Source organism: Cognataquiflexum rubidum (assembly GCF_022538115.1).
In the GTDB taxonomy this organism is placed as follows: Bacteria; Bacteroidota; Bacteroidia; order Cytophagales; family Cyclobacteriaceae; genus Cognataquiflexum; species Cognataquiflexum rubidum.
Genome location: NZ_JAKZAL010000011.1, coordinates 97915 through 114392, shown reverse-complemented (window position 1 = coordinate 114392; position 16478 = coordinate 97915). Strand labels below are relative to the sequence as shown.

Here is a 16478-nt window from a genome sequence, read left to right as displayed (position 1 = left end):
CATAGTTTTTTCTTTGAAAAATAATAATATCAAAATAAAAAAAAGGACAAAAGCTATTTTGAACTCCTATTTGAAAGGTTTCTCCCCTATAAGCATTCTATTATTTTGAATCTTCCGTTGGTTAATTTTGGGACGCACTTCATTATCAAAAAATCACTTTTAAATGGCTTTAAAACCCGATAGAGGAGTTGATTTTAGACCCTTTTTAAGCTTTAAAATTTCCAACAGAAAAAAAAATGCATGTTTTTGGTAAATTTTTTTTCACAAGGGTAATCTGTCAAAATTCTGCTACAAAATGCAGATAAGTATTTTGCTAATACAATAATTGTCACATATTAAAAATACGGTATTATTTAAAAATACATACAAAATCATAAGCATTCTATTTATTTTATTATAAAAAGTTTTGTTTTTGATATTTGTATTTATATTGCATCACATTTAGAACAAGAAATTATCTCGCAAGAATATCTCTTTGGTTTAAAAAACTCTTCGATTAAACGATAGTGGAATTTTAAAAAGTGGCTTCTCAGGAATCGGAAAATTTGATATTCCTCAGAAGAAATAAGTAAGGAACAATCACCCCAGCCCTAGTTTCCTTTATGACTTCCCAAAAGTAAATCACCTGTTACTATTTGGGAAGAATCAATAAGAAGATCACCCTCTTCTTCAAAAAGCATCTTTATTTCCAAAGATTATCCATAGGATAGTCTACCCCAATTGTTAGAAAAACTTTATCGACAAAATAGATTGACGTATAGCGATCGACTTCTTGTTAAATATTGTGATTTGTTGGAAAAATATTAAAATAAATATAACCTCATTTTAATAAATGCAACCTGATAGTAACATATCGTTTTTTAAAGGCGTACCGGCAGCAAAAATTTGCTGCTTGGTACTGCTAGCATTTATGCCCATGATGTCTTGGGGACAGACGACGTATACCTGGATCGGTGCCAACAATGGTTCTTGGGCAACCGGCTCCAACTGGTCTCCTACCAGAACCACTCCTGCAACTACGGATATTCTTCGCTTTAATTCCGGTCAGACCTTGACCATCACAGGAGTACCCAGCCAAACTATCAGGGGGCTTATCATTACCAATAATTCCAATATCACTTTAGCCTCAACTGTCAATAACCAGAATTTTAATATAAACAACGGAACAGGTGTAGATTGGATCGTAGATTCCGGAGCGACACTTACCATTAGAGGGACAAGCAGACTCAGGATCACTTTGGCGGCAAGCGCTTCCGCCGTGATTGACGGAGAATTGATTTTAGGAACAAACGGGAATATCAATACAGGTAATGCCGGTACATTGATCACCATCAATGGCAAAATCACCAATACAGGAGGAAGTTTCACTAGCTCTGCCACTGCCAAAATAGTCTTTGGTCCAAATGCAGAATATACACATGCGAGAAATGGGACTGCCCTTCCTTTTGCAACTTGGAATCCGACTTCAACGACAAGGCTGACAGGCATCACAGGCACAACGGTAGGAAGTACAAACCAAAATTTTGGAAACGTTATTTTTCAATCCCCGGCCATGACTGTAAACATGACTTTTTCACCTTTGGGGATTGCGGGGAATTTGATCATTCAAAATGGTACCGCAACGGGAGAAATCAGACAAGGGAGTGCTGCTTACACTATAGGGGGAAATTTCCAAATCTCCGGAGGAAGGTATGCAATAGTCAATGCCACAGGAGCACAAAGGAGCATTACAGTTCTTGGAAGTGCCACTATCACAGGCGGATTGCTAAACATGAGTATCAGCAATACCGCCATCGGCACCTTAAATATTGCCAGGGACTTCACCCATACAGGCGGCACGATCAACGAAACAGCTACAGGTTCAGGTAGAATTATTTTTAATGGGAATACCACTAATCCCCAGACTTATACATCTGGCGGGACCGTCACCAATGTGATCAACTATATCGTGTCGACCGGGGCATATGTCCGTCCGGCTGATTCCAATACGGTGTTCCTTGGTGGCGGTACTTTTACCCTTCAAACTGGCGCAACACTTGGAATCAAATCAGCACAGGGAATAACCACCACGGGTGCCACCGGAATGGTGAGAGTGACTGGAGCGAGATCTTACAATACCGGTGCAAATTACATTTACAGCGGTCAGACAAACCAAAGTTCCGGTAACGGGCTGCCCACTACGGTCAATAGCCTGACTGTAGAAAACTCCGGTCTGACCGGTAATCATACGCTTAGCCTATTCCGAAATACAGCCATTGTCACCAACCTCTCCATCATCGCCGGAGGACTTGATTTGTCGACATTTACTGCTAACCGAACAGTAATAGGCGGAACGTTGACCGTAGCGGATGGGGCATTGCTCCGAATCGGCGGAACCAACTCACTCCCGTCCAATTATACTTCCCACGTGATTGGCTGTAACAGTACCATAGAATATTACGGTATCAACCAAACTGTCGCCAACATCAATAGCCCATCGACTTACGGGAAATTATTACTTAGCGGAACGGGAATCAAAACCTTGCAGGTTGGGACCAATACTCTTTGTTCCGACTTTGAAATGTCAGGAACTGTCTCGGTGACAGCTGTCGAAGGGATCAATTTCGGTGGTAATGTCCTAATCGGAGCAGGAACCACCTTTACGGGATCCGGTTTTACACATCAGGTTGCCGGAAACTGGAATGTTGAAGGTGTATTTATTCCGGGAAATGGATTGGTTGTATTCGATCAAAATGGGGACGCGAACATTGCCGGCGGCACTTTCAATAGCCTCAGGGTTTCAGGAACAGGTCTTAAAACAGTGACAGGAAACATAGAAATTAACGGGAATTTTTTGGTAGAAGGCTTGGTGAATATTTCCTCGCCTTTTACTGTGACCGTTAGACCATCTGCCCTAATGACGATCGATAATACAGCATCAATGACTACTTCCGGCTCTGCCAAAATCGTCTTGAACCCTGCTGCTGTTTACCTCAATTTCAGTTCAGCAAACCCAACTTTGGAAGTCCAACAGGAATTGACCGGCAACAAAGGTTGGAGAATGATGGGCTCTCCTGTCGGTACTACCTATGCAGATATTCTTTCCAATTTGGAAAGCCAGGGATTTCCCGGATCCAATAATCCCGCTTTTCAACCCAACATATTGTGGTCTGATGAGACGGACAAAGGTACAAGCCTCCAATCCTGGAGAAAGCCTGCTCAGATTTCTGATGCAGTGCCTTCGGGAAGGGGACATTACCTGTATGTATTCAATGGTGCAGAGAGACCATCCGGTGGTGGAAACTACTCCGATGTATTGCCACTTACGATGGCTGCTACCGGAACCGAACCGAACCTTGCCAACGGAATATTTGATTTTGGAGTCACTTTCACAGCGAGGGATACCAATCTGGTGGCAGACGCAGGCGAACTCACCGAAGTCAATTTAGCTGACGCCGGCTTCAACCTGATCGCCAATCCGACAGCAAGCATGATCGATTTCTTTTCTCCTACAGGTTGGACAAAAACGAATATCGACAACACGATCTATGTATGGGATCCGTCAACCAATTCTTTTCTGACGCACAATGGGACACTCGGTACTTTGGAAAATGGCCGATTAGCTCCTTATCAGGCATTTTGGGTGAAAACCAACAGCGAAAACCCTGTTCTTCAGTTGACGGACAATGGTGTAAAAACTGATGTCACAAAAGATTTTTTCGGCAGAAAATCAGTAGAGGAGCCATTTGCTATCCAACTCGGGGTAACGGGTGAAGAAATGCAGGCCGAATCATTTATCAGCTTTGGAAAAGATGGGAAAGAAACCATCGACCCAAAAGATGCCTTTCAATTGGAGTCATTGGGTAACGATTGGCTATTCCTTTATACCTATGGGTCTATTCGCACAGGCATTCCTTTGGTCATCAACAACCTTCCATTGATCGGCGAACAAGAAATGGTCATTCCGTTGCATTTGGCAGCTTCCAAAAATGGGAAAGCTTTCAAAGGATCTTTCCTGATGAATTGGACACTGCCGGCTGAACTGCCTAATGATAAAAACATTGTTTTGATGGACCATCTGAATGAAAAGGCCATCAATATGAGGGAGCAAACAGCCTATTCATTCGATTTTCAAGCCCCCGAACTCCCTGCAAAAAAAGCCAGGCTATCCTCTAATGAACTTGAATTGCCGAAAGCAATAATATTTCAATCACCCTATCCAACAGGCGAAATCCATGCAAAAATTAACTCAAAGTCTCCGACCAGGCCTTTTACCATCTATATCGGTGGCGCTTTTAAAGAGGACCAAATTGAATACCTACCGGATTTTCCGAAGTTATTTCCGGTAAGCCCAAATCCATTCAGAGATTCAGCCAAAATCAGGTTTTTCTTACCTGAATCGGCCAAAGCAGAAATTCTGGTATATGACCTGATGGGCCAAGTGGTAGGTGGATTTTCGGCAACTGAATATGGAACCGGAATACATGAACTGGATTGGATTCCGGCTAGTAATAAATTGTCACCGGGCATGTATGTCATCCAATTGGCCACGAATGATTATCGATTTACCCAAAAACTGATCAAAAACTGAAATGAGAAGACTTTACATATTATTTCTGGTTTTCGGTTGCTTTGGGAGTGTGGCATCTTTTGGCCAATCGAGTAATTCCGGATTTGCATCATTAAGTGTGCGGGCAACAGCAACGGTTACTGACAACCTGAACATGCTCACAATCCGGAACATCGATTTAGTCAATCCGCCTGTCATGAACGGAGCCTTGGTAGTGTCTCCAATTACAAGTGAGTTTGCGGGAATGTTCAAAATCAACGGCAGTCCAGGTGCGAGAGTAAGGATCACTTACCTTCAAAATGAATTGATCAGAGAAGCAAGCGATGGAATCGGTGTTGTTTCGGCTCAATATATCCTGAGTGCTGCATTCAATGATTTGCAGTTGCAAAGTGCGCTACTAGATGTAGGAGAAGGAGTATTTCCTATTGGTCCGGATGGAGAATTATACGTCTGGCTTGGGGCAAATCTCGACCTGACCCAAGCCACACCGGGAGTTTATTTGTCTGAATTTATCATTGAATTGGAGTATATATAAAATGATCAAAGTTCATTCTCATATTGCAGGTTTCACGATGCTATTGGGCATTTGTCTCTTCCTTTTGATAGGAGCAGGGACAGGTTTTGCCCAGAGGATCAGTTTCAATACCTGGACCGGAAGTGATGATATCACCATTCTCTCCCCGCAGGGCGCAATGCCGACTTTGGATTTTAACCAAAAGCAACGTGCATTGGTCCCGGGAACAGAAGCCGTTACAATTGGTCTTGCGGACAATCAAGCCGTAATCTATGAGATAGAAGCGCCGGAAGGATTTGACTTGACGGTAGACATCAGTGCGCCTTCGGTTTTTGTCCTTACCGACAATCCTACGGAGTCCATTCCTTTTCTACTCAAAGTAGCATATAACAATATGAGTCCGGTAGATGAACTGAGTGGGAAACTGAGCGCAGTGGAGCTTCCGGCAGGGTTTTACAGCATCACCTTTCCTGTCAGCAGGAGGAGTTCAGGTGCCCCATCAGCACCGCCTTCACCCGAAGACGGAGCATTCACCCGACCAAAGGCCAAGGCTTACCTGTACTTATATGGAACGTTTGGTCCGGTAGGAATGGTGGCGGCAGGAAGGTATGAAGGAGAAATCAACATCAACGTTTCCTTTACAAGCTATGATTAGGTTTTGTTTCATGGTGATTGTCTCTGTGTTGGTATTGGGAAATATCAGCAAGTCTGAAGCCCAGATGGTCAGTGTCCGGTTGGTCCTTCCCGCAGGAGTCAACTTCAATCCAAGGATCGTCCTGCCACAAACAATAGGTGGGCAAGATGGAATGAGGTGGGTTGAGATGGTGGTTCAGGAAAACATCCAAGTGACTGTAAATCTAAAATCGGATTTCTCTGGTAAGGACGCAAACGAGACGCTTTACATAGTCAATAACGGAACGTCGGATTTTGGAAGTGCCCTGCAATTTGAATCGGGTAAAGCAAACTTTCAAATGAACAGCAAAGGAATGCTGATCCGAAATATCAAACCCGATATTCAACAGGTCAGGGCCTGGATTGGAATACCGATTTTGCCTGGAATAAAAACAACAATAGAATACCATTAAAATTTAAAAAATTTCGAAAACTCTTAACTGAATAGCTTATGTAACATCTCCCCAAATCCACAATCCATCACAGATGGATACATTTTGAAAAAAAAAAAGATTAAAAAAAAGTAAAAACAAAAACAAAAAGTAAAATAGACTCTAACAAATTTTTAATTATTTAAACAACAACAAAATGAAAACAATTCTTAAATCCCTTATCATCGCTACTTTCTTTGTAGCACTCGCAGGTACATCTTACGCACAAAAAGCAGCTACAGCACCTGCTACTGCTGAAATCCTTCAGGATTTGACCATTAATTTGGATGGAACTTTGAATTCCATCAACTTCGGTAGGGTTTCTGCTACTACGCCAGGTGCAGTTGTATTGGACGCAAATAATGCAGCAGATAACGTCAATACAGGTTCTGTTACCAATGTTGCTCAATTTAACCTAAGCGGAGCTAACGGTCCTGTGTCAATTTTTTACGACCCGACTGTAAACTTAAGTGACGGTGGAGGAAATTCAATTGTGGTCACTACTGAGGTGATTGGTAATCCAATTATTACCAACAGAGCTTCTGCTACTCCTGTTGCAAGTGGAAGCACAGTGAATCTAGCACTCAACGTATTCTACCTATGGATAGGTGGTTCTTTCCCTGCTCTTACAAACCAGGTTACAGGTACTTACTCAGGTACTTTCAACATCAGCGCTGAGTATAACTAGGATTACAAATATCAAACTTTAAGTCGGCGGTTACCCCGCCGACTTTTTAACTCTTCAATTTTATGAAAAATATATTTCTAGCTTTATCTGTAAGCTTATTCCTGTTTTTGGCTGTGCCCGCTTTGGCGCAGATTTCTATTGCACCGACTTCGGTTTTTATAGATGAGAATGGCATTGCGTCACTGTACATCACCAATCCATCGGAGGTCAACCAAGAGATCAATGTGAGTTTTCTGTTTGGTTATCCCGGAAGTGATGAATTGGGCAATCTGATTATGGTCTATGGAGACAGTATCAAAGACATGCAATATGGACTGGGAGACCGTTTGAGGGCATTTCCACGAACTTTCGTCTTGGCACCACAACAGCAGCAGACTGTAAGGATTCAGCTGAGACCTGACAGGTCATTGCCGGCAGGAACTTACTTCACCCGTGTCAAAGTAACTTCCAATAACCAGGCACAGGATGTAGATCAGATTGTAGAATCCGAAGTTTCTACCCAGATCAATTTCAAATTTGACCAGGTGATTGCGGCATTTTACAAAAACGGACAGACCAATACCGGACTGGAAATCGGAAATGTGACTACTTCTATGCAAGACGGAAAAGTCCGTGCAATCGCGGAATTTGTGACTACAGGCAACTCTCCGTTTCTAGGAAGTGTATCTGCGTCGCTAAAGGATGGATCCGAAAAGACTGTTTCCCAAAAAGAAGAAACGGTAGCTATGTATTTTTCAGGCAAAAAAGGAATTGAGGTCGATATTCCTGAAGGATTGTCCTCCGGAGAATACCAGCTTGAGCTTCTCTTCCAAACCAAAAGGGCTGATATAGCCTCCTCTGATTTGGTACAAAGCAGTCCTATTTCCAAAAGAGTTCTGGTAAGGATTCCCTGAGAATAGGAAAGGATTATGTGGTCATATGCTACTTAGTCCAGAGACCACAGTCGGTAGTCCATAGCCGCTCCAATTGAAATTCAATCCGGGTTTTATTTGGTCAACGGTAAGGGAGTGTATATCCAAGAAGAACCATTATGATTTTGAATCACAAATTTCCGGGTTCGTCACACTGATCCGCCGCGGCGGAGAATTGTCTCAATGAATTAAAGAGACTCTTCTGCATTACAGCTGTTTGGATGCACAGTCTCCGTTACATCCCTGCCCGACGACAGGCGGGGGTCTTCCGACTTCCGTCTTCCGTCCTAACTTTAAATTATTTATCTCGCTTTTTTAAAATATTACCTTGATTCACCCATATAATTTTGCCCATGTCAGGAAACTAGCAGGGGTTCTTTCTATGCTTTTGACTGTTTTTTTGATGCTTTCATCCAAAACCGCAGAAGCAAAGCAAGAACCTGATGGCGAAGCCATGCTTACTTTTTCTTATCCTTCCTTGGGACAGGCATACCTGAATGTGGTATTTTTTGACGATGTGCCTTTTTTGCCCTTGGGCGAAGTGCTGAGCATGTTGTATATAGGTAATGAGAAAACAAGCAACGGGAAAGGACTTCAGGGGTTTTACCCTACCAAAAATGACAATTGGCTAATTGATCCTCTTTTGGGATTAGTTACCATTAAAGGCAACAGGGAAAACCTTCCTGCCGATAAGTTTTATGTCGGACAAATGGACATTTACCTTCACCCCGATTACTATTCCAGGATTTTTGGTCTGAATTTCCTGATTAATTTCAATGCGTTGTCTCTCAGTCTGACTGCAGAGCATTCACTTCCCATAGATGAAAGACAAAAAAGAGAGGCACTGAGAAGAAAAATGAAGCAATCTTCTGCCAATAGAGATCAATCTGATGCTCCATTGCTTTACGGTAGAGACAGGAAGCTTTTTGCTCCGGGGATGTTGGATTACAACGTGAATTATAATGTTAGCGATGAAAATCGAAACATGGGCATTCTTCTGAATGCAGGGATGGAACTTTTTGGAGGAGATGTGCAGGGAATTTATTCAGGAACAGTTTTGGACGGAAATCTTCTGTCCTCCTTTTCGGGGGCAAGGTGGCGATATGTTTTGCCGGGAGGTCTTCTTCCGGATAAGAATGCGGGCATGACCGGAATTACAGTAGGTCAGATCAGTACCACCGGACTCAATAATTCTGTCGGTATATTGGGAGTTGGCGTGACCAACAATCCCGTTATCCCGCGGATGAAGCTAGACGTTTTTGTCATCGATGGATATACAGAACCTGATTCGGAAGTGGAGCTTTTAATCGGTGGACAGTTGGTGGATTTTCTCAGGGCTGATGATGTCGGTTACTACAGGTTCAATGCCCCGATTACTTTTGGAGTGGTCCGTCTTGCGATCAGGATTTATACCCCACAAGGGGAAGTCACCATAGAGGAAAGACAATTGCAGATACCCTTTACTTTTTTGCCCAAAGGATTTGTAACTTATAACATACAGGCAGGAATAGCTCAAACAGGTATTGACAGTTTGGACAACGACCTGATCGGCCATGCGGACATTGCGTATGGAGTTACCAATGCACTGACAGTCAGGGCAGGTGTGGATAATGGGGCAGTTTTTGGTAAAAATATGACTTATGGTGTGGTGGGCCTATCGGCTCGGATTTTACAACAATACCTTCTCAATGTCGATGTTTTGCCCGACAGGCATTACCAGGCTTCGGCCTCGGTTTTTTATGCCAACAATACCAGCATCAATGCGCAGTTTACAGAATTCGTACCGGGGTCAGAATTCAATCTTATGGGTCAGATCCGAGAGGCCAATCTAAATGCATTTTTTCCTTTCAAGACATTTGGTAAATTCTCCGGATTCAGGCTCACCGGAGAAAGACAATGGTACGAAAGTGGGTTTAGGACAAATTTCCAAACTGATTTCAACACGCAGTTTGGTAGGATTGTGGCGAGAGTCAATTATCGGGCCCGCATCAGTGGAGTCAGGGATACAGGAACCGGCATAGAGCCGCCAAATCTTTACAATGCCATCGGCCAATTCACAGCCTCGATGACCTATACCCTCAAAAGAAACCCGAGTATTCCGGTTTTTGTAAGGGGGATGTTTTTCAGGGGACAGTACAGGTTTGACACTTACAACAAAACCCCGATTTCCTACAATCTCATGATATCGCAGACGCTCTTCAAGATGGGTAGGTTGACCATGGGCTATGAAATGGATGCCATCAGGAAGAAAGGTCAGTTTCAATTGGGATTCCTATATGATTTCAGGGGAGTAAGAACCTCAACGCAGTTTTCGGCAAGCAGGAATACCTATTCAGCACAACAGGCGATCACAGGATCTCTCGGCATTGACCCGGGAGGACATATTTTGCCGGACAATAGAGACCAAGTTACCCGATCAGGTGTGGCGGTTCGTCTCTTTATTGACGCCAATGAAAACGGGACCTTCGATCCGGGAGAAGTGGTAGTGCCTGCCAAAGCGATACGCTTGGACAGATCCGCAAATATGATTTTGGGTTCTGATGGGATATTGAGGATTACCCAATTGCAGTCTTATTGGAAATACCAGATGGAAGTCGATATCCATGCACTTCCCAATCCCAACTTAGCACCAAAAGTCAAGCGGTTTACCTTTGTTGCCGAACCAAACAGGTATAGAAGCATTGATATCCCGCTATACCAGACAGGAATCATTGAAGGATTTGTAGTAGTGGACCACAGTGGCAAAGAAGAGGGATTGGGAGGTTTGCGTTTGGTTTTGGAAAAACTGAATGACAGTGAACCATTACAACTTTTGAGGACATTTACAGATGGTGGTTTCTATGTCTTTGGTCTAATGCCTGGCAAATACAGACTTTCCGCCGATCCAAAGCAGTTAGAGTTTATGAATGTCACCTCCGAACCCGGAATCTTGGAGTTTGAAATCAAAGCCTTGGCAGATGGGGATTATCTAGAGAATTTGAATTTTAAGCTGAGGTATAAGAAGGAGTGAAGTGGAGTGGTCACTTTTTAGATTCATATGGTTTCCCAGGAAATTGTCGGATGACCGATGACCGATGTAATGATATTTCCAATGGTTTTATAGATTTAAAAAGAGTACAATACAAACAAAAAAACCATCCTGCCGATAAGGCAAGATGGTTTTATGTTCTTCCGAAATGATAAAAATGTATAGAATCCGATTGAGCTTAGGTTAACTTAATGTGATCTATAACATCTGACATCCGTCATCCGTCATCGGTCATTTTATCATTTATTCCTCTCGACACTCACCTGATCCAAACCTCTTTTTTTCAAAAGTGCATCGATCTTTGGTTCAGCACCACGGAAGTTGACATACATTTTCATCGGCTCGTCTGTCCCTCCTCTTTCCAGGATTTCTTTTCTGAAAGCCAAGGCTTTTTCAGGGTTGAAGAGTTCTGTTTCCTTGAATGCCTGGAAAGCATCTGTATCCAATACTCCCGACCAGATATAGCTGTAATAGCCTGAAGAATATCCGCCCGCAAAAATATGCTGGAAGTAAGTGCTGCGGTATCTTGGGATGATTTCACCCATCAGACCGATTTTTTCCAAAGATGCTTTTTCAAAATCATTAGCACTTCCTACGATTTCCTTCTCTTGGGTATGGTAGTCCAAATCCAAAAGCGAGGCGGCCAAATACTCTGTTGTGGCAAATCCCTGTCCGAAAGTACCTGAGTTTTTGAGTTTTTCGATCAGCTCATCAGGGATAGGTTCGCCTGTTTTGTAGTGGATGGCATATTGCTTCAGGACTGTTGGTTCGGTCGCCCAGTTTTCCATAATCTGTGAAGGCAGCTCGACAAAATCCCTCGGAACGGAAGTGCCTGCAAGGCTTCTGTACTGCACATTGGACAGCAATCCGTGAAGAGCATGTCCGAATTCATGGAAGAAAGTTGTCACCTCATTGAAAGTCAACAATGCCGGAGCGTCTCCAGTTGGCTTCGAGAAATTGCAGACAATCGAAATGACCGGCGCTTTTCTGACGCCATCGATGGTTTGCTGTGGACGGTATGAAGTCATCCAGGCACCGCCTCTTTTTGAAGCTCTTGGATGGAAATCCATGTATAAAACACCAACATGCGTTCCATCAGCTTCTTTTACTTCATAGGCCTTGGCATCGGGATGGTAAGTTGGGATGTCTTTGATTTCTTCGAATGTCAATCCAAACAGGTTTTTGACAACCATAAAGACACCTGCCTGCACTTTGTCCAAAGCGAAATAGGGTTTTACTTCCTGTTCGTCAAGGTTGAATTTTTGCTGACGGAGTTTTTCTTCGTAATATCTCCAGTCCCAAGGTTCTATGTTGAAGTCCTTTCCATCTGCTACAACGATCGCCTGCATTTCATCTTTTTCTTGTTTGGCTTTTGCCAAAGCTGGAGTCCAAAGTTGATTCAATAGGTCGTAAACCTGCTCTGAGGTTTTGGCCATTGACTCTTCGAGTACATAATCGGCATGTGTTTTATAACCTAGAAGCTGTGCTTTTTCCCTTCGCAGGTTTGCCATTTCTACCAAGATAGCTTTGTTGTCTTTGTCGTTGTCATGGTTGGCGCGACTTTGGTAAGCTTCCCAGATCTGCTTCCTTAATTCCCTATTATCGGCATATTGAAGGAAAGGCATGATGCTTGGATTCTGAAGGGTAAAGAGGTATTTTTCTTCTTCGCCGGCGGCTTCTGCATCTTGGAATGCGGCATCTTTCAATTCTTGGGGTAGTCCTGCAAGGTCAGCTTCAGTATCGATAAACATTTTGAAGGCATTCGTTTCTGCCAATAGGTTTTGGCCGAAAGTCAAACTCAATACAGAAAGTTTGGAATTGATATTTCTCATTTTTTCCTTATCTGCCTCATTGAGATTTGCACCATTTCGGACAAAGGATTTATAGGTTTTTTCCAACAGTTTTTGCTGTTCGGCATTCAGACCAAGGTTGTCTTTGTTTTCCCAGATGCTGTTTACCCTTGCAAAGAGTTTTTCATTGAGGCTAATGTTGTCAGAATGTTTTGAAGTTTCAGGAGCCAATTCTTTGGCGATTGCCTGAAGCGTGTCATTGGTGTTGGCCGAATTGAAATTGGAGAATACCGTAGAGACTTTGGTCAAAAGTTCCCCGGACTTTTCCATTGCTTCGATTGTATTGGCAAAAGTCGGGTCCTCAGGATTATTGACGATAGCATCGATCTCAGCCTGCTGCTGCTTGATTCCTTCCAAGATGGCGGGAGAAAAGTGCTCATTTTTGATTTTATCAAAAGGAGGTACTTCAAACGGCGTATCGTACGCTTCAAAGAATGGATTCATATTTTCTGATTTTTCTTCTTTGGCACCGCAGGCATAGAGCAAAGCTCCGGAGGCTGCAATTGCAATAATTGTTTTTTTCATAGGAACATACATTTGGGTTTGCCTGCAAATATATGCAAAAATTGAGGAGGGGTGTGCAGTAAGGTTTTCTTCAAATAGCTGTCATAGAATTTATTTTAGCCAATAGTTGACAGACCATAGAACAAAACTTCGCCTATAAAAAAATTAGTTTTAAATCTTTTATTTTCTAGCAAAAGGGTCTTTTGAGATAAATGGAAAGTGGATTTATAAGAATGTCAAACATATTGATTTAAAGTTTTGCTCAAGTCAAGTATCCCTCAATAACAGGTATCTCTTAATATCAATTTTGAAATGGGTTTAATTTTTTGAATATATAAAGTAATTTTGGGGCCTATTAGAATCAAGTCAGAAACCAAAATTTCTTCGAAGTGTCAAAAAGAACCATCAAAGTAGGCATGGTGCAAACATCTTGTTCCAGTGACCTCTCAGACAATATGGCCAAAGCCATTGCGGGAATCCGTGAAGCTGCCGCCAAAGGTGCGCAGATCGTATGCTTGCAGGAGCTTTTCGGTTCCCTGTATTTCTGCGATGTGGAGGACCATGACAATTTCAAATTGGCTGAGTCGATTCCCGGCCCCGCTACAACAACTTTTTCAGCATTGGCCAAAGAACTCGGAGTAGTCATCGTTGCTTCCCTTTTTGAAAAACGAGCAGAGGGATTGTACCACAATACCACCGCGGTATTGGATTCCGATGGGTCTTATTTGGGAAAATACCGCAAAATGCACATTCCTGACGATCCGGGATATTATGAGAAGTTCTATTTCACTCCAGGAGATATGGGGTATAAAGTCTTCAAAACCAAAGTCGGAACCATCGGCGTATTGATCTGTTGGGACCAATGGTATCCTGAGGCAGCGAGAATCACTTCTCTGATGGGGGCAGAAATCCTGTTTTATCCAACTGCAATAGGTTGGCACAGGGAGGCAACCAAAGAAACCAATGACGAACAATACCAAGCTTGGCAGACCATTCAACGCTCCCATGCCGTGGCAAACGGGGTTCCGGTAGTTTCTGTCAACAGGGTAGGAACAGAAGGAAATCAGCAATTTTGGGGAGGATCTTTTGCGACAAATGCATTTGGAAGGGTTTTGTATCAAGCAGACCATGCTGCTGAAGAAGTCCATGTACAGGAATTGGATATGGAAAATTCCGACCGTTACCGGACCCATTGGCCGTTTTTGAGGGACAGACGCATTGATTCCTATTCCCCGATCCTTAAGAGATTTATTGATGAAGACTAATATTTATACAAAAGACATCTTCGAAATCGCCAAATCAGGAGGCGTCAGTCCAAATCAATTGGGGTATTATTTCCCTGCTGAATTTGCGCCACACCAAGCGACTTGGTTGAGTTGGCCGCACAAAGAGGAATCATGGCCAGGAAAAATCCATACTATTTTCCCCGCCTATGCGGAGTTTATTAAATATTTGGCTTTGGGCGAAGAAGTCCATATCAATGTAAAAGATGAGGCGATGAGGGCATTTGCTTTGGGACATTTGCAGGCTGCAGGTGTGGACCTTGGTAAGGTTTTCTTCCACCTTTTCCCCACCAACGATGCATGGTGCAGAGACCACGGCCCTGCGTTTTTGATCAATCCTGAAGCTGAACAAAAGAAGGTTTTGGTGAAATGGAATTACAATGCTTGGGGGGACAAATACCCTCCCTATGACCTGGACAATCAGATTCCGATCAAAATCGCTGATTTTAGAAATATTCCCTGCTTCCAACCGGGTATTGTCATGGAGGGCGGTTCTGTTGAGTTCAATGGAAAAGGCACTTTGCTGACTTCAGAAGCTTGTTTATTGAAACCAAACAGAAATCCTCACTTATCAAAAAATCAGATTGAAGAATATCTCAGAGGCTATTATGGCGTAGAAAATATCTTATGGCTGAAAGATGGCATCATCGGAGATGATACTGATGGGCATATCGATGACCTGACCCGTTTTGTCAATGAAGACACTGTTGTGACAGTGGTCGAGCATAAAAAATCAGATGAGAATTACGCTCCATTGAAGGAAAATTTGGAATTGCTCCACGAATTAAGATTGGAAGACGGCAAGCAGATGAATATCATTGAGCTTCCCATGCCTTCTGCAAAATACTACGAAGATCAAAGGCTACCGGCTTCTTATGCCAATTTCTATATTGCCAACCACGCAGTGATTGTCCCGACTTTTCAGGACAAAAATGACGATATAGCATTGGAGATCCTGACTTCCTGTTTTCCGGATAGAAAGGTGGTTGGGGTGAATTCCTTGGATCTGATTTGGGGTTTGGGCTCGTTCCATTGCCTCAGTCAGCAGGAACCTCTGGTTTAAGGCAATAGAAATTGGTGACCTGCTTTTTTGCAAGAAACCAAATATTCTTCTATTGACAGGACGGAAGACCGAAGTCGGAAGACCGATGTGCCGGGCATTTTAGGGTCATGCCAAGAATTTAATTGAATTACCATTTTTTGTAATCATTGCGTCTATACATAAAAAAAATCCCAAGTGTCAGCAACTTGGGATTTTTTATTGGTATGAGAAATTATTAATCGGGCTCGTCGAATACTTCGTCCAGATCAAGTTTGAATCCGGAGATACATTTCGATTCGACAATATCCCCAACCGTAAAAAGTTTGGAGGGAACATATTTTCCATCGATCAAAGTATAAATCAAAAGCGCCCATTCGTAGGGTAAAACAACCCAATACTCTTTCACACCACTTTCTTCATAGACTTCATATTTGTCTCTAAGTTCTTTTGAATTGTTTCCAAGAGATAGAATCTCCACAATCAGGTCAGGTGCACCGATACATCCCAAATCATCCAATTTGCTTTTATCACAAATCACTGAAATATCAGGCTGGACAACGGTGAAAATATCTTCATTTCTTTTTGACTTGACAGGAAGACGGACATCAAAAGGTGCTGAAAAAACATCGCATGGCTTATTTTTCAAAAATACATGCAGTTTAGTAAAAATATTTCCTGAGACCTTTTGGTGAATTCTTCTTGGAGCTGCGGCAGCAGACTTGAAGATTTTTCCTTTGATCAGCTCCACCATTTCATCAAACTCCCAAGTCAAATAATCTGCATAAGAATATACAACGTATTCTGTAGATGGCTCTTCGACCTTGTTTAAAGCTTCTGATTTTGGTTCAGTGATTTTCATTAACCTAAAAGTATAAAAAAACTACTAGTTGAGGAAATGGCCCAGCTTGTATCTTAACGGGGTGCAGGAATTTAACCGAGATGGGTTTTTATTTCCATAAGTTTCGAAACAAATTGGCTGCCAAATTTTCTTCTGCTACTTTTACTG

The 16478-nt window shown here is 42.6% G+C and carries 11 protein-coding genes; 9 read left to right on the top strand and 2 right to left on the bottom strand.

Annotated features, from left to right (window positions below):
• The first annotated feature begins 892 nt into the window (after positions 1–892).
• From MMU05_RS13215 to MMU05_RS13185, 7 genes are all read left to right on the top strand, one after another.
• Positions 893–4570: a T9SS type A sorting domain-containing protein gene (locus tag MMU05_RS13215; protein ID WP_241142148.1), complete on the top strand. Its 3678-nt coding sequence runs from the start codon at positions 893–895 to the stop codon at positions 4568–4570.
• Between the two features lies 1 nt (position 4571).
• Complete coding sequence (locus MMU05_RS13210; protein ID WP_241142147.1) at positions 4572–5084, top strand: hypothetical protein; 513 nt, start codon at positions 4572–4574, stop codon at positions 5082–5084.
• A gap of 1 nt (position 5085) precedes the next feature.
• Entirely contained in the window at positions 5086–5718 is a 633-nt protein-coding gene (locus MMU05_RS13205) for a hypothetical protein (protein WP_241142146.1), read from the top strand.
• Positions 5711–6148, top strand: a complete 438-nt coding sequence (locus MMU05_RS13200; protein ID WP_241142145.1) for a hypothetical protein — start codon at positions 5711–5713, stop codon at positions 6146–6148. The genes MMU05_RS13205 and MMU05_RS13200 overlap by 8 nt, the downstream gene beginning before the upstream one ends.
• A 175-nt stretch (positions 6149–6323) precedes the next feature.
• The gene (locus MMU05_RS13195; RefSeq protein ID WP_241142144.1) at positions 6324–6854 is read left to right on the top strand and encodes a DUF4402 domain-containing protein; all 531 of its coding nucleotides are present in this window, start codon (positions 6324–6326) and stop codon (positions 6852–6854) included.
• Between the two features lie 62 nt (positions 6855–6916).
• Entirely contained in the window at positions 6917–7747 is an 831-nt protein-coding gene (locus MMU05_RS13190) for a hypothetical protein (protein WP_241142143.1), read from the top strand.
• A gap of 346 nt (positions 7748–8093) precedes the next feature.
• Positions 8094–10775: a fimbria/pilus outer membrane usher protein gene (locus tag MMU05_RS13185; RefSeq protein ID WP_241142142.1), complete on the top strand. Its 2682-nt coding sequence runs from the start codon at positions 8094–8096 to the stop codon at positions 10773–10775.
• 257 nt (positions 10776–11032) lie between these two features.
• Here the strand turns inward: MMU05_RS13185 and MMU05_RS13180 are convergent, their stop codons facing one another.
• A complete protein-coding gene (locus MMU05_RS13180) occupies positions 11033–13168 on the bottom strand; it encodes a M3 family metallopeptidase (RefSeq protein WP_241142141.1) in 2136 nt (711 codons plus the stop codon).
• A gap of 395 nt (positions 13169–13563) precedes the next feature.
• Here MMU05_RS13180 and MMU05_RS13175 point away from each other — a divergent pair, with 395 nt between their 5' ends.
• Positions 13564–14412 (top strand): carbon-nitrogen hydrolase, encoded by an 849-nt coding sequence (locus tag MMU05_RS13175; protein ID WP_241142205.1) that lies wholly within the window; start codon positions 13564–13566, stop codon positions 14410–14412.
• Positions 14402–15493 carry an agmatine deiminase family protein gene (locus tag MMU05_RS13170; RefSeq protein ID WP_241142140.1) on the top strand — a complete coding sequence of 364 codons (1092 nt, stop codon included), beginning with the start codon at positions 14402–14404 and terminating at the stop codon, positions 15491–15493. The genes MMU05_RS13175 and MMU05_RS13170 overlap by 11 nt, the downstream gene beginning before the upstream one ends.
• 214 nt (positions 15494–15707) lie before the next feature.
• Here MMU05_RS13170 and MMU05_RS13165 read toward each other — a convergent pair whose 3' ends face one another.
• Positions 15708–16331, bottom strand: a complete 624-nt coding sequence (locus MMU05_RS13165; protein ID WP_241142139.1) for a Uma2 family endonuclease — start codon at positions 16329–16331, stop codon at positions 15708–15710.
• Between the last annotated feature and the right edge of the window lie 147 nt (positions 16332–16478).

What these genes read in the sequence shown, in the direction of transcription:
- MMU05_RS13165 (WP_241142139.1), bottom strand. Translation starts at nt 16,331, where the DNA reads ATGAAAATCACTGAACCAAAATCAGAAGCTTTAAACAAGGTCGAAGAG.
- MMU05_RS13190 (WP_241142143.1), top strand. Translation starts at nt 6,917, where the DNA reads ATGAAAAATATATTTCTAGCTTTATCTGTAAGCTTATTCCTGTTTTTG.
- MMU05_RS13205 (WP_241142146.1), top strand. Translation starts at nt 5,086, where the DNA reads ATGATCAAAGTTCATTCTCATATTGCAGGTTTCACGATGCTATTGGGC.
- MMU05_RS13175 (WP_241142205.1), top strand. Translation starts at nt 13,564, where the DNA reads ATGGTGCAAACATCTTGTTCCAGTGACCTCTCAGACAATATGGCCAAA.
- MMU05_RS13195 (WP_241142144.1), top strand. Translation starts at nt 6,324, where the DNA reads ATGAAAACAATTCTTAAATCCCTTATCATCGCTACTTTCTTTGTAGCA.
- MMU05_RS13210 (WP_241142147.1), top strand. Translation starts at nt 4,572, where the DNA reads ATGAGAAGACTTTACATATTATTTCTGGTTTTCGGTTGCTTTGGGAGT.
- MMU05_RS13170 (WP_241142140.1), top strand. Translation starts at nt 14,402, where the DNA reads ATGAAGACTAATATTTATACAAAAGACATCTTCGAAATCGCCAAATCA.
- MMU05_RS13200 (WP_241142145.1), top strand. Translation starts at nt 5,711, where the DNA reads ATGATTAGGTTTTGTTTCATGGTGATTGTCTCTGTGTTGGTATTGGGA.
- MMU05_RS13180 (WP_241142141.1), bottom strand. Translation starts at nt 13,168, where the DNA reads ATGAAAAAAACAATTATTGCAATTGCAGCCTCCGGAGCTTTGCTCTAT.